24 protein-coding genes and 3 tRNA genes are annotated in these 23,361 nt (G+C 70.7%); 18 read left to right on the forward strand and 9 right to left on the reverse strand.

Features of this window, described 5'->3' with window-relative positions; genetic code table 11:
• Nucleotides 1–9: 9 nt before the first annotated feature.
• From AA23TX_RS42820 to AA23TX_RS42850, 7 genes are all read left to right on the forward strand, one after another.
• Nucleotides 10–996 carry an alpha-ketoacid dehydrogenase subunit beta gene (locus tag AA23TX_RS42820; protein ID WP_155548635.1) on the forward strand — a complete coding sequence of 329 codons (987 nt, stop codon included), beginning with the start codon at nt 10–12 and terminating at the stop codon, nt 994–996.
• Entirely contained in the window at nt 993–1,145 is a 153-nt protein-coding gene (locus AA23TX_RS42825) for a hypothetical protein (RefSeq protein WP_155548636.1), read from the forward strand. Before AA23TX_RS42820 ends, AA23TX_RS42825 begins: the two co-directional genes overlap by 4 nt.
• Nucleotides 1,146–1,304: 159 nt before the next feature.
• On the forward strand, nt 1,305–2,567 hold the full coding sequence (locus tag AA23TX_RS42830) for a helix-turn-helix domain-containing protein (RefSeq protein ID WP_155548637.1): 1,263 nt from the start codon (nt 1,305–1,307) through the stop codon (nt 2,565–2,567).
• A gap of 14 nt (nt 2,568–2,581) precedes the next feature.
• Nucleotides 2,582–3,718, forward strand: a complete 1,137-nt coding sequence (locus tag AA23TX_RS42835; RefSeq protein WP_155548638.1) for a sensor histidine kinase — start codon at nt 2,582–2,584, stop codon at nt 3,716–3,718.
• A 171-nt stretch (nt 3,719–3,889) separates the two neighbouring features.
• The gene (locus AA23TX_RS42840) at nt 3,890–5,308 is read left to right on the forward strand and encodes a GlnX family signal transduction membrane protein (RefSeq protein WP_155548639.1); all 1,419 of its coding nucleotides are present in this window, start codon (nt 3,890–3,892) and stop codon (nt 5,306–5,308) included.
• Nucleotides 5,305–6,276 (forward strand): glutamate ABC transporter substrate-binding protein, encoded by a 972-nt coding sequence (locus AA23TX_RS42845; RefSeq protein WP_196425845.1) that lies wholly within the window; start codon nt 5,305–5,307, stop codon nt 6,274–6,276. Before AA23TX_RS42840 ends, AA23TX_RS42845 begins: the two co-directional genes overlap by 4 nt.
• Nucleotides 6,277–6,331: 55 nt before the next feature.
• Nucleotides 6,332–8,989, forward strand: coding sequence for a serine/threonine-protein kinase (locus AA23TX_RS42850; protein ID WP_155548640.1), 2,658 nt, complete (start codon nt 6,332–6,334; stop codon nt 8,987–8,989).
• Between the two features lie 10 nt (nt 8,990–8,999).
• Here the strand turns inward: AA23TX_RS42850 and AA23TX_RS42855 are convergent, their stop codons facing one another.
• Nucleotides 9,000–9,596: a PaaI family thioesterase gene (locus tag AA23TX_RS42855; protein WP_196425846.1), complete on the reverse strand. Its 597-nt coding sequence runs from the start codon at nt 9,594–9,596 to the stop codon at nt 9,000–9,002.
• A gap of 279 nt (nt 9,597–9,875) precedes the next feature.
• Here AA23TX_RS42855 and AA23TX_RS42860 point away from each other — a divergent pair, with 279 nt between their 5' ends.
• Nucleotides 9,876–11,168, forward strand: a complete 1,293-nt coding sequence (locus tag AA23TX_RS42860) for an MFS transporter (RefSeq protein ID WP_230863061.1) — start codon at nt 9,876–9,878, stop codon at nt 11,166–11,168.
• 67 nt (nt 11,169–11,235) lie between these two features.
• Here the strand turns inward: AA23TX_RS42860 and AA23TX_RS42865 are convergent, their stop codons facing one another.
• The 5 genes from AA23TX_RS42865 to AA23TX_RS42885 all read right to left on the reverse strand — a co-directional run bounded on the left by AA23TX_RS42865 (nt 11,236) and on the right by AA23TX_RS42885 (nt 14,243).
• On the reverse strand, nt 11,236–11,490 hold the full coding sequence (locus AA23TX_RS42865) for a hypothetical protein (RefSeq protein WP_155548641.1): 255 nt from the start codon (nt 11,488–11,490) through the stop codon (nt 11,236–11,238).
• 21 nt (nt 11,491–11,511) lie between these two features.
• Nucleotides 11,512–11,973, reverse strand: a complete 462-nt coding sequence (locus AA23TX_RS42870) for a hypothetical protein (RefSeq protein WP_155548642.1) — start codon at nt 11,971–11,973, stop codon at nt 11,512–11,514.
• A gap of 5 nt (nt 11,974–11,978) precedes the next feature.
• Nucleotides 11,979–12,530 (reverse strand): SigE family RNA polymerase sigma factor, encoded by a 552-nt coding sequence (locus AA23TX_RS42875; RefSeq protein WP_155548643.1) that lies wholly within the window; start codon nt 12,528–12,530, stop codon nt 11,979–11,981.
• Between the two features lie 4 nt (nt 12,531–12,534).
• A complete protein-coding gene (locus AA23TX_RS42880) occupies nt 12,535–12,831 on the reverse strand; it encodes a hypothetical protein (protein ID WP_196425847.1) in 297 nt (98 codons plus the stop codon).
• Between the two features lie 170 nt (nt 12,832–13,001).
• Complete coding sequence (locus tag AA23TX_RS42885; RefSeq protein WP_196425848.1) at nt 13,002–14,243, reverse strand: L,D-transpeptidase; 1,242 nt, start codon at nt 14,241–14,243, stop codon at nt 13,002–13,004.
• A gap of 427 nt (nt 14,244–14,670) precedes the next feature.
• Here AA23TX_RS42885 and AA23TX_RS42890 point away from each other — a divergent pair, with 427 nt between their 5' ends.
• Nucleotides 14,671–14,874, forward strand: a complete 204-nt coding sequence (locus AA23TX_RS42890) for a cold-shock protein (RefSeq protein WP_003097368.1) — start codon at nt 14,671–14,673, stop codon at nt 14,872–14,874.
• 182 nt (nt 14,875–15,056) lie between these two features.
• Here the strand turns inward: AA23TX_RS42890 and AA23TX_RS42895 are convergent, their stop codons facing one another.
• A complete protein-coding gene (locus tag AA23TX_RS42895) occupies nt 15,057–15,509 on the reverse strand; it encodes a hypothetical protein (protein ID WP_196425849.1) in 453 nt (150 codons plus the stop codon).
• A 634-nt stretch (nt 15,510–16,143) separates the two neighbouring features.
• On the opposite strand from AA23TX_RS42895, the gene AA23TX_RS42905 reads away from it, so the two are divergent.
• From AA23TX_RS42905 to AA23TX_RS42945, 9 genes are all read left to right on the forward strand, one after another.
• A complete protein-coding gene (locus AA23TX_RS42905) occupies nt 16,144–16,398 on the forward strand; it encodes a hypothetical protein (RefSeq protein WP_155548647.1) in 255 nt (84 codons plus the stop codon).
• A gap of 156 nt (nt 16,399–16,554) precedes the next feature.
• Nucleotides 16,555–17,334, forward strand: a complete 780-nt coding sequence (locus AA23TX_RS42910; protein ID WP_155548648.1) for an SCO6745 family protein — start codon at nt 16,555–16,557, stop codon at nt 17,332–17,334.
• 99 nt (nt 17,335–17,433) lie between these two features.
• Nucleotides 17,434–17,506, forward strand: a tRNA-Glu gene (locus AA23TX_RS42915).
• A gap of 28 nt (nt 17,507–17,534) precedes the next feature.
• A tRNA-Asp gene (locus AA23TX_RS42920) sits at nt 17,535–17,608 on the forward strand.
• A 31-nt stretch (nt 17,609–17,639) separates the two neighbouring features.
• A tRNA-Phe gene (locus AA23TX_RS42925) sits at nt 17,640–17,713 on the forward strand.
• A 160-nt stretch (nt 17,714–17,873) separates the two neighbouring features.
• A complete protein-coding gene (locus AA23TX_RS42930; protein WP_155548649.1) occupies nt 17,874–18,308 on the forward strand; it encodes a hypothetical protein in 435 nt (144 codons plus the stop codon).
• Between the two features lie 94 nt (nt 18,309–18,402).
• Nucleotides 18,403–18,978: a class I SAM-dependent methyltransferase gene (locus tag AA23TX_RS42935; protein WP_155548650.1), complete on the forward strand. Its 576-nt coding sequence runs from the start codon at nt 18,403–18,405 to the stop codon at nt 18,976–18,978.
• Nucleotides 18,979–19,109: 131 nt separating this feature from the next.
• The gene (locus AA23TX_RS42940; protein WP_230863062.1) at nt 19,110–19,436 is read left to right on the forward strand and encodes a YciI family protein; all 327 of its coding nucleotides are present in this window, start codon (nt 19,110–19,112) and stop codon (nt 19,434–19,436) included.
• 33 nt (nt 19,437–19,469) lie between these two features.
• On the forward strand, nt 19,470–20,255 hold the full coding sequence (locus AA23TX_RS42945; protein WP_155548652.1) for an arylamine N-acetyltransferase family protein: 786 nt from the start codon (nt 19,470–19,472) through the stop codon (nt 20,253–20,255).
• Here the strand turns inward: AA23TX_RS42945 and AA23TX_RS42950 are convergent.
• Both AA23TX_RS42950 and AA23TX_RS42955 read right to left on the reverse strand, forming a co-directional pair.
• Nucleotides 20,249–22,558 (reverse strand): sensor domain-containing protein, encoded by a 2,310-nt coding sequence (locus AA23TX_RS42950; protein ID WP_155548653.1) that lies wholly within the window; start codon nt 22,556–22,558, stop codon nt 20,249–20,251. The two genes, AA23TX_RS42945 and AA23TX_RS42950, sit on opposite strands and share 7 nt — an antisense overlap.
• Before the next feature lie 40 nt (nt 22,559–22,598).
• A complete protein-coding gene (locus AA23TX_RS42955) occupies nt 22,599–23,348 on the reverse strand; it encodes a rhomboid-like protein (RefSeq protein ID WP_230863063.1) in 750 nt (249 codons plus the stop codon).
• Nucleotides 23,349–23,361 lie beyond the last annotated feature (13 nt).

Consider the following 23,361-nt stretch of genomic DNA (forward strand, 5'->3'; position numbering starts at 1 on the left):
GCGCACGGCATGGCCAGGACGATCAGCTACCGCGAGGCGATCACCGAGGCGCTCAGCCAGGAGATGGAGCGCGACGAGTCGGTCATCGTCATGGGGGAGGAGAACGCCGGCGGCCCGGGCGGCGTCCTCGGCGTCACGAAGGGGCTCTTCCCCAAGTTCCCCGGCCGCGTCCTCGACACGCCGATCTCCGAGTCCGCTTTCGTCGGCGCGGCGATCGGCGCCGCGACGCGCGGGCAGCGGCCGGTCGCGGAACTGATGTTCATCGACTTCATGGGCGTCGGCTTCGACCAGATCTTCAACCAGGCGGCCAAGTTCCGGTACATGTTCGGCGGCAAGGCCCGGACGCCCGTGGTGATCCGGACGATGTACGGCGCCGGGCTGCGGGCCGCCGCGCAGCATTCGCAGTGCCTGTACCCGATCTTCACGCACATCCCGGGCCTGAAGGTCGTCGTGCCGTCGAGCCCGTACGAGGCGAAAGGCCTGCTCATCCAGGCCATCCGCGACGACGACCCGGTGATCTTCTGCGAGCACAAGGCCCTCTACGACACCAGCGGCGACGTTCCCGAGGACAGCTACACGATCCCGTTCGGAGAGGCCAACGTCGTGCGTGACGGCGGCGACGTCACGATCGTCGCGTTCGGGCGGATGGTCGCCGTCGCGGAAGAAGCCGCGAAAGAGCTGGCCGCCGGCGACATCGAAGCCGAGATCATCGACCCGCGCACCACCAGCCCGCTCGACACCGGCACGATCCGCGAAAGCGTCGGGAACACCGGGCGCCTGGTCGTCGTCGACGAGGCCTCGCCGCGCTGCAACCTCGCCACGGACATCTCCGCGCTCGTCGCGAAGGAGGCGTTCGGCGCCCTGCGGGCCCCGATCGAGATGGTGACGCCGCCGCACACGCCCGTCCCGTTCTCCGACGCGCTCGAGGACCTCTACCTCCCGGACGCGCAGAAGGTCATCAACGCGGCCAAGGCGGTCGTGGAGTACCGGCGATGATCCGGCGCGCGCGGAAACCGCACCTGAGCGCGCTGTTCGCCGACGTGCAGGCCATCGACGCAGCTCGGCGGCTGTCCACAGTGGACTTACTGCCGTCGTACCACGCGGACGTCCACCTCGAAGCTCAGGGCAGCGCGATCACCGGCTGACCCGCCCGCCTCCGGTGGCTCTTGGCCCCGCCGGAGGCCGCGAAGGGCTCTTCGCCGGCACCTCCCCGGCCGGCGAAGAGCTCTCGGCGAGATTGTCGCCACCTTCCGATCAGCGGACCGAAAAGGCAGACTGAGGAGGCAGAGCGCAAGGAGCGGCGGTTGGGGCAGCGAAACCTCGAGGCAGCGTTGCCTGCCGGGGCGGACCCCCGGCGGTACGCCCGTGTCCTCGCGCAGGTGCACGAAGCGGCCCTGACCGGCCAAGACGGACCCAGCCGGCCGCGGCCGGTGATCGACGCGTCCTGGCAACGCATGCGCCGCCTCGGCATGGATCCCGACAGCCGGTCCGCCGCGCCCGTCCTGACCGTCGAAGAGCTGGAAGCGCGCCGCCGCACGAGCGGGCTGGCCGAAGCGCTGCCGACGCTGCGCGGCGGCCTGATCAGCCTGGCCGAGCAGGCCGCGCACATCATGGTGATCGTCGACGCGGGCGGCAAGGTGCTGTGGCGCGACGGCAGTGCCGCGGTTCGCCGCCGCGCCGACGGGCTCGGGTTCGTCGAAGGCGTCGACTGGCAGGAAGAAGCCGTCGGCACCAACGCGATCGGCACCGCGCTGGTCACGCGCCGCCCGGTCCAGATGTACGCCGCCGAGCACTACGTCCGCGCGCACCACTCCTGGACGTGCGCCGCCGCGCCGCTGCACGACCCGCGCGACGGCAGGCTGCTCGGCGTCGTCGACCTCTCCGGCTCGGCCTCGACCGTCCACGCGACGACGTTGGCGCTGGTCGACGCCGTGACGCGGCTCGCGGAGTCCCAGTTGCGCACCACCCACCTCACCGAGCTGGAACGGCTCCGGGGCTTCGCCGTCCCGGTGCTCTCGAAGGTCGGCGGGCAGGCCGTCGTCGCCGACGAGCACGGCTGGGTCGCCGCGGCGGCCGGCCTCGCGCCGGTCGACCGGATCTCGCTGCCCGCGAACCTCGCGCCCGGCGGGGTCTGGCTGCCGGCGTACGGCCACTGCGCGGTCGAGCCCGTGCCCGGCGGCTGGCTGATCCGCCCCACCGAGAGCGATGTCGCGCCGCCGACGCGCGTCGTCCTCGACGTCCGGTCGCCGCGCGAACCCGAGCTGACCGTGGCCGGCGCGTCCGGGACCTGGACCCACCGGCTCAGCCCGCGCCACGCCGAGATGCTGTACGTGCTGGCCAGCCACCGCGGCGGCCGCTCGGCGTCCGAGCTGTCGTCGGACCTGTTCGGCGACGCGGGCCGCACGGTCACCGTCCGCGCCGAGATGTCCCGGCTGCGCCGCCACTTCGGCGGGATCCTCGGCGCGAAGCCGTACCGCTTCGCCGACGACGTCGAAGTGCTGGTCCGGCGCCCGCCGAGCCCCGAAGAGGTGCTGCCGCACTCGCTCGCCCCCGCCATCCGCGGCTGATCACGCCCGGGAAGATGGGGGACGTGCCGAAACGTCCCCTGCTGCCGGACACCATCGCGCCGAGCTGGCTCGTGGTGCAGGTGCTGGGCACCCTGTTCGTCGCGGGGACGCTGGTGACGGCGCGCGAGCCGGACCCGCGGATCTGGGCCGCCTACGGCGTCGCGAGCGCCTGCTGGCTCGGGTTCGTCGTGCTCGCGTCCCGGCGGCCGAAGCCGGCGGCCGCGCTGCTCGCCGTGGCCAGCGCGCTGCCGGCCGCGCTCGTCGGCCGGGCCGGTGACTCCTCGGCGATCCTCTTGTCCGTCATCGCGCTCGGCCGGCTCGCGGCGCTCACCACCGTCAGCGTCGGCGTGATCCTCGGGACCGGCCTGCTCGACATCGCGCTGGCGGTGACCGCGCACCTGGTCGCCGGGCACTCCTTCGGTGCGGCGCTCGCGGACGCTGCCGTGATGCTGCTGCTCGTGCTCGTCGGGCTCAACCGGCGCCAGTACGAGGTCCAGGCCAACCAGGCGGAGGCGCTGCTGGAGCAGACCCGGCTCGCGCAGGCCGAACACGCGCGCGCCGCCGCGCTCGACGAACGCACGCGCATCGCCCGCGAGATCCACGACGTCCTGGCGCATTCCCTTGGCGCGCTGGGGGTTCAGCTCGAGCTCGCCGAAGCGCTGCTCGCCGAACGGTCCGATGTGGACGGTGCGCTGCGCTCGGTCCGGCGGTCGCGGCGGCTGGCCGCCGACGGGCTGGCCGAGGCGCGCAACGCCGTCGCCGCGCTTCGGCGGGACGTCCCGCCGCTGGCCGAAGCGCTCGCCGCGGTGGCCGCCGAGCACGCGGCCAACCACGGCGTCGACGTCGGCTTCGCCACCGGCGGCGAGGTCCGGCCGCTGCCGTCCGCGGCGGTCGTCGCGCTGGTGGGCGTCGCGCGGGAAGCCCTGACCAACGCGGGCAAGCACGCGCCCGGCGAAGACGTCCGGATGCGGCTGGAGTACACGACGGCGGAAGTCCGGCTCGACGTCCGCACCAAGCTCGGCGGATTCACTCGGACGAGTGAAGGTTTCGGGCTGGCCGGCATGCGCGAGCGGCTCGCTCTCGCCGATGGCACGCTGGAATCGGGCGAGGACGACGGCTACTGGTGCGTACGCGCCGAAATCCGAAGCTGACCGGCCGCACGAGATCACGTGCTGGTGACGGCGGGTGGTGCCTGTGCCCGCACGTGCGGCGACTCGGCTACCTTTCTCCGGGTACGGCTAAACAGCAGCTTTTCGGGGGTTCCGGGTGGCGAAGCCCCCGGCCTGGGGCGGAGCCCCGGAAGGCACGGGGAGGAATCGGGGATGACCACCACTGCGACGGCCCCGGGTCCGACGGCGCCCGCGCCGGGACCCCCACCGTCGCCACCGGACGGCCGCGACCGCCCCGGGGGCCGCAGTGGCCTCCTCGGCCTGCTGGACCTGCCGGGCCAGGGGGTGCGCGCGATCATCCGGTCGGCCGCGACCACGCCGGGCCGGCTCACCGTGATCGCCGTCGGGCTGGTGCTGCTGGCGCTGGTCGCCGGGCTGGTCGCGACGCTGTCGGTGCAGGACCGCGACGACACGATCAGCGGCGTCATCGACCACCGCGAGCCCCTCGCCGCCGCCGCGCAGCAGGTCTACAAGTCGCTCTCGGACGCCGACGCGACCGCGGCGAGCGCGTTCCTCTCCATCGGCACCGAGCCGCCCGAGCTGCGGTCGCGCTACGAGCGTGACATCGCCGAAGCCGGCGCCGCGCTCGCGAAGGCCGCTTCCGACTCCTCCGACGTCGCCGGCGCGGCCGGCCCGGTCGACGTCCTCAACCAGTCGCTGCCGGTCTACTCCGGGCTCGTCGAAACCGCCCGCGCGAACAACCGCCTCGGCTACCCGGTCGGTGCCTCCTACCTGCGCGAGGCGTCCGAGCTGATGCGCGCGAAGATCCTGCCCGCCGCGCAGGACCTCTACCGCGTCGACACCGCGCGGCTGGTCGAGGAGCAGAACAGCGCCACCGGGTTCCCGTGGCTCGCCACGATCCTCGTGGTCGCGTTGCTCGCCGCGTTGATCGCGGCCCAGGTCTACCTGACCCGGCGGACGAACCGGCTGCTCAACGTCGGGCTGGTCGTCGCGACGGCCGCCGTCGTGGTGTCGCTGCTGTGGGGCGCCGTCGCCCTCGTCGTGCAGGGCAGCCTGGTCGGCAGCGGCCAGGACGACGGTTCGCACCGCGTCGACGTCCTCGTCCGCGCGCGGATCGCCGCGCTGCAGGCCCGCGCCGACGAGACGCTGACGCTGGTCGCCCGCGGCGACGGCGCGGCGTACGAAAAGGACTTCGGCGCCAACGCGGCCCAGCTGGTCGGCCCGGACGGCCAGGGCGGCCTGCTCGGCGAAGCCCGCGGCCTGATCACCGGCGGCGATGGCGCCGCGAAGGTCGCCGACGCGACGAAGGCCGCGAACGACTGGATGAAGGCGCACAAGCAGGTGCGCGACCAGGACAACGCCGGCGCGTACCAGGAAGCCGTCGACGCCGCGGTCCTCGAGGACAAGACCGACGGCTCGGCGCCGGCTTTCCGCCGCCTCGACGACAGCCTCCAGGCGGCGATCGACGTCGGCAGGCAGGAGTTCCTCGACGACACCCACGGTGGCGAGGCCGCGCTCACGCTGCTCGCGCCCGGCCTGGCCGTGCTCGCCGTCGTCGCCGCGGCGGGTGTCACCATGGGGATCCGGGAGCGACTGAGGGAGTACCGGTGAGCAGGCGGGGGAACACGGTCCGGGCGGGTGCGCTGGCGGTCGCCGCGCTGCTGCTGGCGGCCTGCGGCAGCCCGGGGAAGCCGGTCGACCCGGCCCCGGTGAGCAACGCGGCCTGGCCGCAGCCCGCCCACGTCGGCGGCCCCGACTCGACCGCCGGCGGCGCCACCGACACGAGCTGCGACCCCCTGGTCAGCCTCGCGCCGAACGGTACCGGCATCCCCGACGGCTCGACCATGGCGAAGATCAAGGAACGCGGCAAGCTGATCGCCGGCGTCGACCAGACGACCTACCTGTTCGGCTTCCGCAACCCCACGACAGGCAACCTCGAGGGCTTCGACATCGACATGGTCAACGAGATCGCCCGGTCGATCTTCGGCTCGCCGGAGGGCCGCGTGCAGTTCCGCGCGATCCCGTCGTCGCAGCGTGAAGACGTCCTGACGCAGCACCAGGTCGACATCGTGGTCCGGACCTACAGCATCACCTGCAAGCGCCGGGAGTCGGTGCAGTTCTCTTCGGTGTACTACGTGTCCGGGCAACGGATCCTGGTCACGAAGGAGTCGAAGGTGACCAAGCTGGCCGACCTGAGCGGCAAGCGGATTTGCGCGGCGAAGAAGTCGACGTCGCTGGCGAAGATCGCGACGGACCCGTCGAAGCCGGTGCCGGTCTCGGTGGACAACTGGTCGGACTGCCTGGTGATGCTCCAGCAGGGCCAGGTCGACGCCGTCTCGACCGACGACACGATCCTCGCCGGGATGGCCGCGCAGGACCCGACGCTGAAGGTCGTCGGCGACCAGTTCACCCAGGAGAACTACGGCATCGGCGTGCCGAAGGACAACGAGGACATGGTCAAGTACGTCAACGCCGTGCTGGACAAGATCCGCGGCAGCGACGCGTGGCAGAACAGCTACCGCCGCTGGGTGGAGCCTTCGCTCGGCCCGGCGTCGCCGCCGTCACCGAAGTACAAGTGAGCCGGTCGCGGCTAGGATCGATCTCCGCACGCCGGTGGGGATCTGGGAGGTAGCAGTGTCGGAGGAGCCGCGCCGTCCTCGGCACGCCGCACCGGACGAGGAGCAGCAGGTGGCGACGCCGAGCTGGCAGCCGCCGCCACCGGTGCGGTGGGAGACGCCGGAGCCGTCGATCTCGGGCCGCCTCGACGACGGTGAACCGCCCCGGGGCGAGGAGACCGTCTTCCACGCGCCCGTCCGCCGCCCGCCGACGCCGCCGCGCGGCCAGCCGACGGCCGTGCGCGGGACGATCCCGGGCGCGGAGGATCCGACGCGCCCGCCGGGCAGCATCAACCCCGTCCTGCCGCCGGTCCAGCCGGCCCAGGCGGCGCAGCCCGCGACGCAGGCGATCCGTCCCGATCCGAACGCGCCGCAGCCGACGAGCGTGCTCGCGGCGCCGGCGCCGGAGACCCAGAGCATCATGCCGCCGGCGCCGCGGCCGGCCACCGGGCCGGACACGCCGCTGCCCGACCCGGGCACCGAGAGCGTCCTGCCCGAGCGCAGCAGCGAAGGCCGGCACACCGGAACGGGAACCGGCAGCGGCTCGGGCTCCGGTTCCGGCGCGTTCCCGGGTACCGGCCGGCGGACGTCGTCGCGGACGTCACGCTCGCGTCGCGGCCGGCTCGGCGCCGGGCTCGTCGAGGTCCCGGCGGTCCCCGCGCGCGACCCGGCGTCGGCGGTGCTGACGAACCCGATGGTGTCGGAGGAAAAACGGTTCTGCGGCAGCTGCAGCGCCAAGGTCGGCCGCGGCAAGGACGGAAAACCCGGTTCGCCGGAAGGAAAGTGCGAAAACTGCGGTGCGCCGTTCTCGTTCGTCCCGAAGCTGGAGCCGCACGAGGTCGTCGGCGGTCAGTACGAAGTCCTCGGCGCGATCGCCTACGGCGGCCTGGGCTGGATCTACCTGGCGCAGGACCACAACGTCAGCGACCGCTGGGTCGTCCTCAAAGGACTGATCGACACCGGTGACCAGACGGCGATGGCGGCCGCGGCCAACGAGCAGCGGTTCCTCGCCGAGGTCGAGCACCCGAACATCGTCAAGATCCACAACTTCGTCCAGCACCCGGACGCCCACAGCGGGACGACCGTCGGCTACATCGTCATGGAGTACGTCGGCGGCCAGTCGCTGCGGCAGCTCGCGCTCGCGCACCACCGCGAGAGCCGGCGTCCGGAACCGCTGCCGATCGGCCAGGTCATCGCGTACGGGCTGGAGATCCTGCCCGCGCTCGGGTACCTGCACAGCCAGAACCTGCTCTACTGCGACCTCAAGCCGGACAACGTGATCCAGACCAACGAGCAGCTGAAGCTGATCGACCTGGGCGCGGTCCGGCGGATGGACGACTACGAGAGCCCATTGTTCTTCACCACCGGCTACAGCGCGCCGGAGCTGGCGAAGCAGGGCGCGTCGGTGGCGTCGGACCTGTTCACCGTCGGGCGCACGCTCGCCGTGCTGAGCTTCGAGTTCACCGGCTACACCAGCAAGTTCAAGACGACGCTGCCCGGCCCGGACGCGGTCCCGCTGTTCGCGCTCTTCGGTTCGTACTACCGGTTCCTGCGACGGGCGACGCACGCCGACCCGGACCGCCGGTTCCTCTCCGCCGAGGAGATGGGCGACCAGCTGACCGGCGTGCTGCGCGAGATCATGGCGCTCGGCACCGGCAAGCCGCGCCCCGGCGCGTCGACGGTGTTCGGCCCGGAGAGCCGCACGTTCGGCGTGCAGCTGGTGGTGCCGGAGGCCGGCCGGAACGTGCCGCTGCCCGGCGCGGACGAGGTCGTCGCCGGCCTGCCGATCCCGCAGGTCGACACGGACGACCCGGCGGCGGGCGTGCTCGCCACGACGACCGCGCTCGAGCCGCGTGGCGCCATCGAGGCGCTGGCCGGCGCGCCACGCGAGTCGATCGAGGTGCGGCTGCGGATCGTGCGCGCCCGGATCGAGCTGGGCGAGCTGGCCGAGGCGCAGCGGCAGCTGCAGGCCGGGCAGTACCTGGCGATCAAGAACGGCTTCCCGCACGACTGGCGGATCGACTGGTACCGCGGCCTGATCGAGCTGGCCGGCGGGCGGTCGCGCGTCGCGCAGGTCGCGTTCGAGTCCGTGTACGACGACCTGCCGGGCGAGATCGCGCCGAAGCTCGCGCTGGGGATCAGCGCCGAGGGGGTCGGCGACTACTTCGCCGCGGCGCGGTTCTACGAGCTGGTCTGGCGGACCGACCGCTCCTACGTCAGCGCGGCGTTCGGCCTCGCGCGGGTGTACCTCGCGCAGGGTGCGCGCAACAGTGCGGTGGAGGTGCTGGAGACGGTCCCGCCGTCCTCGACGCACTACGTCGACGCGCAGGTCGCGGCGATCAGGATCAAGACCACGGCGACCAAGGCGAACGGCCGCGAGACGCCGGTGACCGAGCACGACCTGCTGGACGCGTCGGCCCGGCTGGAGCGGCTGCGGCTGGACCTCGAGCGCCGGACGCGGCTGTCCGCCGGGGTGCTCGAAGCCGCGCACGACTGGCTCAAGCAGGGCAAACCCACACCGGGTGCGCGGGTGCTGGGGAGCCCGCTGGACGAGCGGGAGCTGCGGCTCGGGCTCGAGCGCTGCTACCGCGCGCTGGCGCGGCTGGCGGGCACGGTCGACGAGCGCGTGAAGCTGGTGGACCGGGCGAACGCCATCCGCCCCCGCACCCTCACCTGAGCTTTCCCGGTCAGGGGTTGATGTCCCAGTCGCGCTCTTCGCGCTGCCGCTGCTGGTTCTTCTCGTGCTGGGCCGCCAGCTTCTCCAGCGCCTGGGCGTCGCCGTGGGTGCTGAAGTGCTCGAAGCCGACGACGATGAACAGCGCCCGCGCGCTCACCGCGATCGGGCCGTCCTCGGCGTCGAGGCGGCCGTCCGCGCTGACGTAGATCTTGCGGCCCGCGATGCCGTCCAGCCGGGCCTCGATGAACAGCGTCGAGCCGACCGGGACCGGGCGGCGGAAGTCCGTCTCGAGCTTGCCCGTCACCGCCGGACGGCGCATCAGGTTGCCGACCGTCGAACCGAGGGCCTCGTCGAACGCGCAGGCCAGCAGGCCGCCGTGGGCGAGCCCGGGGGCGCCCTGGTGCGCCGCCGTCACGGTGAACCGCGAGTGGATCACCTGGCCCTCGCCGACCGTCGAGCGCAGGTGCAGCCCGGCGTCGGCCTCGTCGCCGCAGCCGAAGCACTCGCTGAAGTGCACACCGAGCTCGGTGCCCGGCTCCGGCGCCTTCGGGTGCGGGACGGCCGGCTCCACCGGCACCGGCGGCCAGGGTTGAGAAACACGACTCATGCGCTGACGTTAACTCGCCGGTAGCCGCTCGTCGCGCGCGACCCACGGCGTAAGCGGGCAACCTTTACCTCTCGGTAGCCGGAAAGTTCCCCACCGTAGAAGATTCACGGCTCAGACTGCCGACCCCCGCTGACCGGGCAAGACTGGATGGATGAGCTCGAACGGCCCAGTGGGCACTGCACGGAGGAGGTCGTCGCCGGCATGAGCGAAGAAGCAGCTACGACGGGCAAACCGACAGCGGACGAGAGAACCGTAAAGCGAGCGGTGTGGGCGTCCGCGATGGGCAACGCCACCGAGTGGTACGACTACGGCGTCTTCACCTCGGGCGCGATCGCGGTGAGCATCGGCTCGGAGTTCTTCCCCGGTGAGGGGAACGCCGTGCTGAAGTCGCTGGCGCTGCTCGCCGTCGGGTTCATCGTGCGGCCGTTCGGCGGGGCGTTCTTCGGCCCGCTCGGCGACAAGATCGGCCGCAAGAGGGTCCTCGCGGTCACGATCCTGCTGATGTCCGGGTGCACGTTCCTGGTCGGCGTCCTGCCGACGTATTCCGGCAGCTACAGCATGGGCATCGCGGCGCCGATCGCGATCCTGCTGCTCCGGATCATCCAGGGCTTCTCGACCGGTGGTGAATACGGCGGAGCGGCGACGTTCATCGCCGAGTACTCACCGACCAAGCGCCGGGGCTTCTTCGGCAGCTTCCTGGAGCTCGGGACGCTGGGCGGCTACGTGCTCGGCAACCTCGTCGTGCTGTCGGTGACGCTCTCGCTGTCGGCCGACCAGGTCGACGCCTGGGGCTGGCGGATCCCGTTCTTCGTCGCGCTGCCGCTCGGCCTGATCGGGCTCTACCTGCGGAACAAGCTCGAGGACACCCCCGAGTTCCGCCGGATGGAAGCCGCGGGCGAGAAGCCGCACAAGGCGCCGCTCAAGGAGATCTTCGTCCGCAACTGGCGGATGATCCTCAACCTGATCGGCATCGTGCTGCTGCTGAACGTCGCGGACTACCTGCTGCTGACGACGATGCCGACGTACTTCACGGACACGCTGAAGATCAACGACAACACGTCGACCCTGATCATCATCGCCGTCGAAGTCATCCAGATGGCGATCATCATCCCGCTCGGCGCGCTGTCCGACCGGATCGGCCGGAAACCGCTGCTGCTCACCGCGGCCATCGGGTTCCTGGTGCTGAGCTGGCCGTCGCTGAAGCTGATGCAGTCCGGGAGCATCTTCTGGCTCTTCGTCGGCTTCCTGATCGTGGCGCTGCTGCTGGTGCTCATGCTCGCGGTGATCGGCTCGACGTTCCCGGCGATGTTCCCGACGCGGGTGCGCTACGGCTCGTTCGCGATCGGCTACAACATCTCGACGTCGCTGTTCGGTGGTACCTGCGGTGTCATCGTGACGGCGTTGATCAAGAGCACCGGCAACGAGGACTGGCCGGCGTACTACCTGATGGCCGCGGCCCTGATCGCGATCATCCCCATCATCAAGATCCCGGAGACGTCGCAGGTCCCGATGGACCAGATCGAAACCGCCGACAGCGGCGGCAAGCTGACCTCCGCGGCCGCTCAGCGCTGAGCGGTCACCGGAAACAGGAGTGCCCCGTCCGGATCACCGGGCGGGGCACTCGTGTGTTCGACCAGGGTCAGTTGGCGTCGCTCCGAGGAGTGAAGCGCTTGCGGGACCAAGCGGCGAGCGCGCCCGCGACCACAACAGCGATTCCGGTTTCGACGACCAATGCGGCGAGCACCATGTGCTTCCTCCTCGGATTCTCGGGCCGGCGGCGGAGCGCCCGGCTGAGCAGTTGTCCGGCGTCCGAACGGAACACCACCCGGCATATCGCCACGACCGGCTCGGGTATTTCGTCAAGAACCCACCTCGCGACGGTGATCTGCACCACGTCGCTGACCTGCGGAAACGTCTAGCGGGACGTCGCCCTCGGAACGTCCGGAACCGTACTGGTCGGGTTCGCCGACGGTGGTGCCGTCGGCCGCTCGGTCCGCCGGGCCGTCGAGGGGGTCGGTACTTGAGTCTTCGACGCGCGCGACGGGACCCGGCCCGGCTGGGCGGCCGGCGGCGCGATCGAGGTCGCCGGGACCTCGGCGGGCGCCGGTGAGCTGGGAGCGGTGGTGCCGATCGTGGACAGGCCCGGGTCGGCGGGCTGCACGGGGTCGGGCGGCCCGACGCGGTGACCGGCCAGGAAACCCGCCACCGCGAGGATCACCGCCGTCGCCGTCGAGGTGCCGGCGACCGCCCAGCGCTTGCGTCGGCGCCGGACCCGGCCGCCGCGCTCGATCACGTCGGTGGCTTCGAGGCGCATCGGCGGCTGCGTGCCGCCGGCCGCGCCGGTCAGGAACGCGCGGACGTCGTCTTCGGGGTCCATGTTCGTCACCTCCCCTCCGTGGTCGCGCTGAAGGTCAGCGCGTAGTGCGGGCCGAGCCGGTTGCGTAGCGTCGCCAGGCCCCGGGAGGCCTGGCTCTTCACCGTGCCGGCGCTGCAGCCGAGCGCCTGCGCCGTCTCCTCGACGCTCAGGTCCTCGAAGTACCGCAGCACCAGCACGGCGCGCTGCTTGGGGGCCAGTACGGCCAGGGCCTGCCGGACCAGCATGTCCTGGTCGCTCCCGGTGGCTTCCGCCGGGAGCTCCGGCGGGGTGTCGGTGAGCCGCTCCCGTTTCCACCTGCTGCGCCGGTGCTCGGCGAGGAACGTGCGCAGCACGACCTTGCGGGCGTAGGCGTCCAAGGCGTCGTGGCGCGACAGCCTCGGCCAGGCGAGGTAGAGCTTGAGCAGCGCGGCCTGCGTGAGGTCCTCGGCCTGGTGCCAGTCACCGCAGAGCAGGAAGGCCGTGGACCGCAGGCTGTGCGCGCGCTCGCCGAAGTACCGGGCGAACTCGCCGTCCCACGGCGAGCCCGGCCCGGTCGACGGACGGGAGCGGGAGATCACCTGGCTACCGGGACTCCCCGATGGCCGGCAGGTGCAGGTCACCGGTGGGGCCGGCCGGCACGGCACGCGGGACGCGCACCGCGGACGGGGCCCTCGTCGCCTCACGCGGCGGCGCGGGCACAGCGGACGGCGCCTGGGCTGGCTTGCGGCTGGTGGTCGGCATCGCGGACGGCGGCGCGGTGGGCCGGGTCGTCGCGGTCGGTGCCGCCGGCTGCGCCTCCGAAGCCAGCGCGATGCCACCGGTCAGGGCGCCACCGGCGAGCACGAGAGCGCCGAGGGAAAGGGCGATACGGATACGCAAGACAGCTCCTCTTCTCGCGGGCGCGGCCGGGATCGGCGCGCCTCTGCCCTTAGTCATGCGGTCGGTGCTCGACGGGGTTGCATCGAGTTCCGGGAAAACGCGAACGGCCGGGAAGTCCGCGTGGACTTCCCGGCCGCCCGTCGTCGTGAAAGGTCTCAGCGCGGAGAGACTCAGCCGGCCAGGGCCGACAGCTTCTGCCAGCTCGCCCAGTCGTACGTCCAGTCGCTGTAGTCGCCGTCCTTGGCCGTCAGCGTCTGGGTGCTTCCGGTGATTTCGACCGGGTCACCGGTGAGCACGCCGTCGTAGTACTCCTTGGCGCGCGCCGGCGACAGGTTCAGGCAGCCGTGCGAGACGTTCTTCTTGCCCTGTGCCCAGACCGACGCCGCCAGGCCGTGGATGAACTCGCCGTTGTTGGAGATCCGGACCGCCCACGGCACCACGACGTTCTCGTAGTGGTACTTCGGGTTGCTCATCGCGTACGTGGCCTGCTTGCCCATCACGACGTGCGTGCCGCTGTGGGTGACGCGGCCCGGGTCGGAGTCGAGGCCGTAGCTGACCGGGTAGTCGGCGATCTGCTGGCCGTCGCGGATCACCTGCATCGTGTGCTGCGTGGTGTTGCCCTTGACGATCTGCGAGCGGCCGATGGTGAAGCTGGCCGACACGTCCTGCTTGCCGTACGTGCCTTCGCCGATCTTGACGCCGTAGATCTTGGCGTTGACCTTCACCGTGGTGCCCGGCTTGTAGTACTCCTTGGGCCGCCAGTGCACCGACGTGTCGCCGTTCGTCCAGCCCCACGAGCCCTCGGTCTTCGGCGTGGTCTCGACCGACAGCGCCTTCTCGACCGAAGCCTTGTCGGTGACGCGGCTCGGGAAGGACAGCGCGATCGGCATCGCGATGCCGTACGTCTGCCCGTCGCCGACGTTCAGGCTGGCCGACGTCTGGCGCTTCGGCTTCACCGTGGTGAACGCGCCGCCGATCGGCACGTTCTTGCCGTCGGCACCCTGCGCCTGGCCGGACCAGGTGTAGGTCTTGCCGTAGCCGAGCTGCTCGGTGGTGTTCCAGCTCTTCTTGTCCGCCGACGTCTGCCCCTGGACCTGCTTGCCGTCCGGGTTGGTCAGCGTGACCGAGACGATCGTGCCGCTGTCGACCTTGACCTCGACCGGTTCGCCGGGCGGCACGTCCTGCGCGCCGCCGGCCGGCGTCACCGTCAGCTTCGCCGGCTGCGCGGTGGGCGCCGGCGCGGAAGTCGGGCCCCCGCCCGAAGTCCCGCTCGCCGACACCGTCGGTTCACTGCTGCACGCCCCCAGCGTGAGTACCGCGACCAAGCCCAGTGCCACAGCCGCGCCCCGGCGCCGCGTGGAAGTCCTCACCGTCAACCCATTCCCCTTTGCCCCTTTGGTGCTACCCCTCATCGAGACGTCTCGTGGACCGGCGACGTTGAGCAAGATCCGCGTGACGAAGGTCACAACCGCTTGCCGACGCTGCTTCACAGAGGGGGCACGAGTGACTCCGAGCCGTATCCGGTGATCACGGTGTCGCTGTGCTGCGCAAGACTAACCGGTGGGTCCGACAGAACGCGGTGGGAGCCCTACGACGTTCCGGTGACCTTGGCCCGGACCGGCGTTTTTCGCCTCGATCACGGGGTTCAACTTTGGCCAGATCCCGGTAGTCTGCTTGCAGGCCGTCGTTTTGCGTGTTCGTGGCTTCACACTCGCGGAACTTCTGACGCGAGCCATGGAGCCGACACGCTCTTGACTCGTCTCGTTGGAACCGCCCGGGACGGCCGGGGTGCCGCTTCGGTGGCATTCGAAGCGGATCTGTGTAACGAGGAGAACAGCGGTGGCGCAAGGCACTGTGAAGTGGTTCAACGCGGAGAAGGGCTTCGGCTTCATCGCGCAGGACGGCGGCGAAGGCGACGTGTTCGTTCACTACTCGGAGATCGAGGGCCGCGGTTTCCGCACTCTCGAGGAGAACCAGCGAGTGGAGTTCGAGGTCGGCCAGGGACAGAAGGGCCCGCAGGCCCAGAAGGTCCGCGCGATCTGAGACCGAGGCTTGTTCCGGTCAGCTCACCGCATCCCGTACACAGACCGCTGGTTTCGTGCACTAGTCCTGCGACGGGCGACGGCTGAACAAGCCTCGCAGGCCCTTTAGCGTTGTCTTGAGGCCTGAGTGAAGGGCCCCCGGCGATCCGCCGGGGGCCCTTTCTCATGAAGAGGAGAGGGACTTCAGCGTCGTCCGACGGCCGGCGCGTCGAAGGCGTCGGCGGGGAAGCGGAACTCGTCGGTGAGGTCGGTCAGCTCGCCGAAGTCGCCGAGGTCCCCGGCCTGCTGCCGCTGGTCCTGCAGCGACGAGGCCTGGCCTTCCCAGTTGAGCCGCTCGAGGATCCACTCCTGAGCGAGGGCCTGGGGCGAGATCTCGCGGTCGGCGGCGATGTCCTTGAGCTGCTGGTTGGCGATGAGGCTCATCCGCAGCTGGATGACCTGGGCCTCACCGAAGCGCTTACCGGTCCCGGTGCTCTCGTTGTCGGCATCGGGGGCCAGGGCGGCAAGGTAGGAGGTGAGCTCCTTGTCCTCGACAACACCATCGTCCGCAGGCTTCGCGGCACCACGATGGCGTCCGGAGGACGCGGCTTTGAGGTTCGTCCGGCTGCTCAAGCGGCCAAGTGAAGGAAGAGGCACGCCAGCCACGATAACGGTTAGGTCTCACCCCGCAAACCACTGTGAGCCACAACACGCCAAGCGGTCGCCCCCATCAGCCCAACGGCAACCCGAACAGCCCAACCCCCCAAACACCCAAAGCAACACCCCCCTAACCCACCGAGTCGATCACCCACCCGGCCGGCCACAAGTTTCGCCAGGGCGCCCAGTGCCCGAGGCGAAAAACTCGCACCGGCTGGAAGAAGGGCCAGAGGCACCGTGGGGGGTCCGGGGGGCTCGGCCCCCCGGGCAATACGCCGAAAGAAGATGGGTGAGCGAAGGGCGAAGCCCGAGCACCCAGAAAATGGAGGACCCCCGCGCCAGGGGGAGGAACGCGGGGGTCGGAGGGGATCTCCACAGGCGCTGACCGGGGGTGTGTCAGCACTTCGATTGTTGCACGAGTTGTCGCGCTGGGCGAGTGGAGAGCGGGAAATTTCCGCGTGCGGTGTCACTTCCAGCCCAGGTGACCGTCGTTCGGGTGGTCCCTTCTCTCTCCGTGCCGATTGCGCTGCGTTGAGCGGAGCGTGGCCTCAGGTTCACTCTCCGGGGGGCTGTGTGTGGCGCCCGGCGCTGGTTAGCCTCGCGGCCAAGCTGTTGTGAGCCGTATGGAGGGGCTATGAGCGGGTCTGTTGAAGTGCGGCAGTTCCTCCTTCGGTACGAAGGTGCCGATGGGGGGAGTGCTCCGTTCGCCGGGGGGTTGCCCGCGCAGCGGAGCGGGGCCGGCGATGCGCAGCGGGTGTCGGATGATCAGGTCCGGCGGGCTCGGCTGGCGGTGGCGAATGGTGCGCTGGGGGTCGAGGACTGTGCGCAGCTGCTGGAGATGCTGGGCCTGAACCTGGACGAGGACGGGCAGGCGCCGGTTCAGCGCTGAGGTCGTGGAGGCCGGGGGCCTGGCGGGAGCGCCGGGCCTGTCCGGTGATGTTCGTGCTGGTTGACGTCGTTTCCGGTGAGTGATTCGCGAGGTTGTCGGCCTTTCTTGACGCGGGTTTCGTAACAGTGTTACGTTTGCTGGGACGAAAGGGTGGCGATGACGACGATCGAGGGTGTGGCGAACCGGATCCGGCCGGTGGTGCAGGTGCTGGGCGGCCGGTTCATGACGTCGCCGGAGCTGGCGGCGGTCGAAGGCGAAGTGGGGTTGCCGCCGCGTTCGCTGTACGTCCGGGGGCGCTCGGCGGTGCTGGGCGACGTCCCGCCGAAGGTGGCCGCGGAGCTGTTCGGGATCTTCCCGCACTGGCTGTTCGACTTTGTCCTGCCACCGGCGACGGCGGCCTTGGCCGCACCCGCGGCTGTCCGTGCCTACGCGGAGTCATCGGCTCGCTGGTCGCGCGTCAACCTTTCGGCCGTATCGGAGCCCGGCCGGCTGGCGGAGCTGCTGTTCCGCGTCATCGACGCCGCGGACGCGAGCGGGCTGGCGCTGTTCGCCGGCTGGAAGAACGCGGAGCGTCCCACCGCGGACGTCGAACGGCTCGGGTTCGCGCTGATGGTCTTCCGCGAGCTGCGCGGCGGCCTGCACTTCGCGGCGCTGCGGGCGGTGGGGCTGTCGGTGCCGGAGGCGGTGATCGCGGACCCGGAGGGCGGCCGCGAGCGGCTGCTGCGCACGGCGTGGCCGGCGGAGGCGGCGGACGAGCTGGTGGCGGCGGCGGTGCGGAAGCCGGATCTGCACGCCCGGTGGCAGGACGCGGAGTCCTTGACGGACTCGCGGATCGACGAAGTTCTGGAGTCGGCGCTGACGTCGGCGGAGCGGACGGAGCTGGAAAGCCGGCTGGCCGAGCTGTTTGCGCAGGTCGTGGCATCGCCGGAGGCTTAAGGGAACCCCCGTGCAAAGCGGTGGCGGCGTGCCCTATGCTTGTAATCGCTCCCGGGGGGACCTGAGAGCGCGGTCGGTCGGTCACCCGAAACCGACCGGGCTCCCATCGTCCAGCGGCCTAGGACTCCGCCCTTTCAAGGCGGCAACGCGGGTTCGAATCCCGTTGGGAGTACGCAGTACAGTAAGACAGTAGTACGCAAGGCCCTGTGGCGCAGTTGGTTAGCGCGTCGCCCTGTCACGGCGAAGGTCGCGGGTTCGAGTCCCGTCAGGGTCGCAAGATCGTTCGGCTCCTTGCCGGCGTTCCCGGCCAGGTAGCTCAGTTGGTACGAGCGTCCGCCTGAAAAGCGGAAGGTCGCCGGTTCGACCCCGGCCCTGGCCACGCTTGTAGAAGCCGTCTTGACTCAGGTCAGGGCGGCTTTTTCCATGTCTGGGCCGATCTTGGCCGGGGCCGTCGTCGACCTTGGGTGACCGCCGTTGGCCGTCGCTGGTCGCACGATGAGAGACGTCTCGCGGCGATCCGGATCTTTACCCTCGCTACGTTGCTGATCAGCGGCTGGTCGCCGTTGGCGGAGCGGAATCCAGGAGGGGAAATGCATCGGTTACAGCGATCGCTGACATTCGTGGCGGCCTTGGTGCTGTCGTCCGGCGGGTTGGTGGCAGCCACCCAGGAGGCCGCGGCCAGTGCCGTCGTCAGCACGGCGGATCCGAAGCCGCCTCTTACGGCCAGCAATCCCGGCCCTCAGATCGGCACCGCCGGCGTCCCGGTCACTCCGGTCCAGCTCTATTGCTACCACCAGAACTACATTTGTGACTGGAAGATCACGGGCCTACCGCCGGGTCTGACCTACACGTCCTACGGGAACATCAGCGGCACGACGACGGTGGCCGGTCATTACACCGTCAACGGGACGGTGAAGGACGTCATCGATCAGCGGACCGCCACCACCTCGTTCTCCTGGACCATCAACCCTTAGTCGTGGACAGGTCGGCAGCTTGGTGCCGTCTCGGTTCGCCTCCAGCTCCGGCTCCGACGAGAATCCGGGTGTGGCTCACCCCGAAGGACCCACTGTGACGTCGAATCCCTGGGACACCGAAGCCGCGACCTTCGACGACCAACCCGACCACGGCCTCCGCGACCCGGTCGTCCGCGCCGCCTGGAAAGAACTTCTCCTCCCGCTGATCCCGGCCGCCCCAGCGAAGATCATCGATCTCGGCTGCGGCACTGGCAGCCTGTCTTTGCTCCTCGCCGAAGCGGGCCATGACGTCTGCGGGATCGACCTCTCGGCCCGCATGCTCGACATCGCCAGGACGAAAGCCGCCGGGATCGACGTCGATTTCCGGCAAGGCGACGCGGCCGATCCGCCCACCACGCAGACCTACGACGTCGTCCTGGTGCGGCACGTGCTCTGGGCCCTGCCCGATCCGGACGCCGCCCTGGGGAAGTGGGTGGGGCTGCTCAATCCCGGGGGACGGCTCGTCCTCGTCGAAGGTCGGTGGTTCACCGGTGCCGGACTCACGCGGGACGAATGCCGGACCCTTGTCGCAGCTCACCGGCGGGAGACGGACGTCAGCCTGCTCGACGACCCCGCCTTGTGGGGCAAGGAAATCGGCGATGAGCGGTACCTGCTCCTGAGCCGCTATTAGGCCGAACGAGTGAACCCCGGAAGTCGGTGTCCGGACGCCGCGGCCGGCGCCGACCACCCGGCGAAAGGCAGCCCACCCGGGGCCGCCGCCCATACCGGGGAGCCGACGTGCGATACCTCCTTACCCTCCACATGAACCCGACCCTCTGGGCCACCCTCACCGACGACCAGAAGAACGGCGTCTACGAAGGCCACGGCGACTTCATCAAGCTCGTCACCGGCACCGGCGAAATGGTCGAGACCAAGGCGCTCGCCGAACCGTCCGAAACCAAGACCGTCCGCGTCAAGGACGGCGCGACCGACGTCGTCGACGGCGCCTTCGTCGAGTCGGAGGCCTTCCTCTGTGGCTACTACATCGTCGACGTCGCAACCGAAGCGCGCGCTGTCGAGCTGGCCGCGATGATTCCCGATGCGCAGTACACCGCCGTCGAGGTGCGGAAGATAGTCCACGAAGGTTGACCTCCAGCAAGGTCGAGGGTGCACGCTGACCCCATGACCAGCGAGTGGGGCTCCGACGCCGTCGACCTGGACGCCTACCTGACCAGGATCGGGCAACGACGACGGCCGCCGTCCGAAGAAGCGCTCGGGGACCTCGTGCGCGCGCACGTCCAGGCGATCCCGTTCGAGAACGTCGACGTCGTTCTCGGGCAGCACCAAGGGATTTCTCTCGACGTCGTGAGCGCGAAGCTCGTCGGACGGCGGCGGGGCGGCTACTGCTACGAGCAGAGTGGCCTCTTCGCCGCCGTCCTCGAGCAGCTCGGCTACACCGTCCACCGGCTCGCCGCGCGCGTCCAGCCGCGGCGGCCGGGGCCGTACACCCACATGACGCTCGTCGTCGAAGCCGACGGCAACCGCTTTCACGCCGACGTCGGGTTCGGGGCCGGGATCCTCGCCCCGATGCCGCTCGTCGACGGCCAGGAGACCGACCAGGCCGGCTGGCCGCACCGGCTGACCGAGCGGAACGGCTGGTGGACGCTGAAGAAGGGCGACGAGGACCTGCTCGACTTCCGGCTCGACGGCATGCACCCGATCGACTTCGAGGTCTACCACCACTACACCTCGACGCACCCGAAGTCGCCGTTCACCGGGCGGTTGGTGGTCATGACGCTCGAACCGGGCGTCAGCCGGAAGCTGCTGGGCCGCGAGCTGACCGTCGAAAAGCCCGACGGCAGCAGCGAAACCACCGTCATCGCGCCGGACGAACTCGACGCCACCCTCAAGGACCTCGGCATCGAGCTGACGCCGGACGAGCTGGAGCGCCTGAAAACCGGCTACTGACCGAACAGCTCGGCCGCCGCGACCGGGCGGCCGAGGTGGTAGCCCTGGGCCTGGTCGCAGCCCAGCGAGCGCAGCAGGTCCACCTGCTCCGCGGTCTCGACGCCTTCGGCGATCACCGTCAGGTCGACGGCGTGGGCCATCGCGATGATGCTCGTGACGATCGCCGCCGCGTCGCGGGATTCGGCGATGCCGGTGATGAACGAACGGTCGATCTTGAGCGTGTCCAGCGTCAGCCGGCGCAGCTGCGCGAGCGACGAATACCCGGTGCCGAAGTCGTCGATCGCCAGCAGGACACCCAGTGAGCGCAGGGAAGCCAGCACTTCGGCAGCCGCTTCCTGGTCGCGCATCAACGCGCTTTCGGTGACCTCCAGGCAGAGCGCGCCGGCCGGCAGCCCGGTGTTGGCCAGCGCGTCCTGCACCGCGGGCACCAGGTGCGGGTCGTCGAGCTGGCGCGTCGAAAGATTGACCTTCAGCGTGAGGTCCAGACCCTGGTCACGGCGTCGCGCGGCCAGCTCGCGCGTCGTCGCGCGGAGCATCTCCTTGCCGATCACGTTGATCAGGTCGCTCTCTTCGGCGAGCGGGATGAACTCCACGGGCGAGATCGCGCCGTGGCGGGGGTGGGTCCAGCGCAGCAGCGCCTCGACCGCGACCATGTCGCCGGTCTTCAGGTCGACGACCGGCTGGTACGCGGGCCAGAGCTGGCCGTCGTGCACCGCGTCGCGCAGGTCCTGCTCCATCCGCAGCCGCCGCTGCATCCGCTCGCGCAGGCCGACGTCGAAGAAGTGGTGCCGGCCCCGGCCGAGCGTCTTGGCCTGGTACATCGCGACGTCGGCGTCGCGCAGCAGGTCCTCGGCGCTGCGGCGGTCGGCACTGCCGACGAGCACGACACCGATGCTGGCGTCGAGGTGCAGCTGACGGCCGAGCACGCCGATCGGCTCGGCCAGCGCGGCCCGCAGGTGCTCGGCCAGCGCCCGGACCTCGGCGGGTTCGGTGACCTCGCCGGTGACGACGACGAACTCGTCGCCGCCGAGCCGCCCGACCAGGTCGTCCCGGCCGGAGCAGCGGCGCAGGCGCTCGCCGACGATCCGCAGCACCTGGTCGCCGACCGAGTGCCCGAGCGAGTCGTTGATCACCTTGAACTTGTCCAGGTCGAGGAACAGCACGGTGAGCGCGCCGCGCCCGGTGCCGTCGAGCCGGTCGAGCACCAGGGTCCGGTTGGCCAGGCGGGTGAGCGGGTCGTGGGTCGCGTCGTGGGCGAGCCGTGCGCTGATCGCGCGGGTCTCGGTGATGTCGGTGAACGACGTGACGACGGCCAGCGCCGCCGGGTCGTCGGGGTTGAGCAGCCGCGAGGTCAGCGACACCCAGACGTCGCGGCCGTCGGGCCGGCGCAGCCGCACGACCAGGCCGTTGTGCGAGACGCCGGTCCGCCGCGTCTGGACCGACGGCGTCTCGTCCGGCGGGATCCAGTGCCCGGCCTCGGTGAACAGCACGAGCGTGTGGCACGGGACGCCGACCAGCTCGGCTTCGGTGACGCCGATGATCCGGCACGCCGCCGGGTTCGCCGCCTCGATGAGCCCGCCCGGGCCCATCACCAGCACGCCTTCGTCGAGGGACGCGACGACCGTGCGGTAGTTCTGCTCGGCCCGCCGCCGCGCGGTTTCGTCCGCGCAGACGAGCACGTACCCGTCGTTCATCTCAGCTGCCGAAACGCGGACCGTCAGGGGAGCGCCGTCCCGTCGCCGGTGCAGCGCTTCGGTGACCCCGCCGCCGCACAGGTCGAGCGGCGCGCCGACCAGCTCGCTCGCCCGCCGTCCGACGGCTTCGGCCGCGGTCCAGCCGTACACGGCTTCGGCGGCCGGGTTCCAGCTGGTCACGACGCCTTCGCCGGTGGTCGCGATCAGCGCGTCGCTGACGTGCGACACGAGCGCGGCCTGGTAGCGGAGGGCGTCCGCGGCCGCCTTCTTCGCCGTGATGTCCCGCATGACGACCTGGTAGGCGTGCCCGCCGAGGTGCACCGACACCGTTTCGACGGCGAACTTGCTGCCGTCCAGCCGGGACATCAGGGCTTCGACCGGCTCGCTCGCCTGGCCGGGCTCGGTCAGCAGCGCGAGCTTCCCGACCACCGCGGCGCGCGAGTCCTCCGCGACGAAGTCGGTGAACCGGCGGCCGACGACCTCGGCCGCGGACCGCGCGGCGAACGTCTCGAGGGCCGCGCGGTTGGCGTAGGTCAGGACGCCGTGCTCGTGGACGCAGATCGCGTCCGGACTCAGCTCGACCAGTGCGGCGAGGGAGCCTGCCTGCATGAGCGTCGTCCCCCCGGCAGTCGGCGTGTGGCTCGGTCGATTACACCACCGACTCCGGCCCCTGCCTACCCGCCGGAATCCGGGTCCGGCCTGCGGCTGCGCCACGCAGCCGCGGTCCCCAGAACAGCAGCCCGAAGTGCGCCGCGACCGCGTGGCCGAGCAGCGTGACGACCGAGTCGAGGGCCAGCGGGTCGTCGCTCAGCCAGATCGCCGCGATGAACGCCTCCATGACGGCCAGCGCGACGAGCCGGGACCGGCCGCGCAGCAGGAAGACGAGGGCGCCGGCGGTGGTGAAGAAGCCGTAGCTGACGCCGATGTCGAGCCAATGCCCGGCCGAGTTCGGCAGGACGCGGGCGCTGATCAGGGCCATCACCGGCAGCTCGGTGACGAGCGTGGCCAGCACGTGGCCGGAGAAGAACACGGTCGCCGCGCGGCGGGCGCCGAAGCGGCGTTCCAGCGGGGCGACGGCGATCGTGAAGATCACGACGTAGGCGAGCCAGCCTTCGTCGGACAGCCAGATCGCGCTGGTCAGCAGCGAGGTCAGCGGCCGCCGCCACAGGTTGTGGGCGTCGGTGCTGGACAGCTGGAGCAGCCGGTTCGCCAGCTCCGGGTCGGCGAACTTGAGCAGCAGCGTCGTGCCGAGCAGGAGAACGAGGTAACCGAACGTGAAGGGGGTCACCTTCGGAGTGGGGACGGCCTTGGCGAACGCCGTCAGGCTGCGACGCGGAACGGCGATCCGGGGGACCGGCCGATCGGCTTTCAGCAGCATGGTTCGAGCTTCGCCCGTCATGCTGGGAGTCTCC

This window comes from Amycolatopsis camponoti (assembly GCF_902497555.1).
In the GTDB taxonomy this organism is placed as follows: domain Bacteria; phylum Actinomycetota; class Actinomycetes; order Mycobacteriales; family Pseudonocardiaceae; genus Amycolatopsis; species Amycolatopsis camponoti.

What these genes read in the sequence shown, in the direction of transcription:
- AA23TX_RS42840 (WP_155548639.1), top strand. Translation starts at nt 3,890, where the DNA reads ATGACCACCACTGCGACGGCCCCGGGTCCGACGGCGCCCGCGCCGGGA.
- AA23TX_RS42940 (WP_230863062.1), top strand. Translation starts at nt 19,110, where the DNA reads ATGAACCCGACCCTCTGGGCCACCCTCACCGACGACCAGAAGAACGGC.
- AA23TX_RS42955 (WP_230863063.1), bottom strand. Translation starts at nt 23,348, where the DNA reads ATGACGGGCGAAGCTCGAACCATGCTGCTGAAAGCCGATCGGCCGGTC.
- AA23TX_RS42905 (WP_155548647.1), top strand. Translation starts at nt 16,144, where the DNA reads ATGAGCGGGTCTGTTGAAGTGCGGCAGTTCCTCCTTCGGTACGAAGGT.
- AA23TX_RS42825 (WP_155548636.1), top strand. Translation starts at nt 993, where the DNA reads ATGATCCGGCGCGCGCGGAAACCGCACCTGAGCGCGCTGTTCGCCGAC.
- AA23TX_RS42860 (WP_230863061.1), top strand. Translation starts at nt 9,876, where the DNA reads ATGGGCAACGCCACCGAGTGGTACGACTACGGCGTCTTCACCTCGGGC.
- AA23TX_RS42950 (WP_155548653.1), bottom strand. Translation starts at nt 22,558, where the DNA reads ATGCAGGCAGGCTCCCTCGCCGCACTGGTCGAGCTGAGTCCGGACGCG.
- AA23TX_RS42820 (WP_155548635.1), top strand. Translation starts at nt 10, where the DNA reads ATGGCCAGGACGATCAGCTACCGCGAGGCGATCACCGAGGCGCTCAGC.
- AA23TX_RS42910 (WP_155548648.1), top strand. Translation starts at nt 16,555, where the DNA reads ATGACGACGATCGAGGGTGTGGCGAACCGGATCCGGCCGGTGGTGCAG.
- AA23TX_RS42885 (WP_196425848.1), bottom strand. Translation starts at nt 14,243, where the DNA reads ATGAGGGGTAGCACCAAAGGGGCAAAGGGGAATGGGTTGACGGTGAGG.
- AA23TX_RS42835 (WP_155548638.1), top strand. Translation starts at nt 2,582, where the DNA reads ATGGGGGACGTGCCGAAACGTCCCCTGCTGCCGGACACCATCGCGCCG.
- AA23TX_RS42855 (WP_196425846.1), bottom strand. Translation starts at nt 9,596, where the DNA reads ATGAGTCGTGTTTCTCAACCCTGGCCGCCGGTGCCGGTGGAGCCGGCC.
- AA23TX_RS42870 (WP_155548642.1), bottom strand. Translation starts at nt 11,973, where the DNA reads ATGGACCCCGAAGACGACGTCCGCGCGTTCCTGACCGGCGCGGCCGGC.
- AA23TX_RS42945 (WP_155548652.1), top strand. Translation starts at nt 19,470, where the DNA reads ATGACCAGCGAGTGGGGCTCCGACGCCGTCGACCTGGACGCCTACCTG.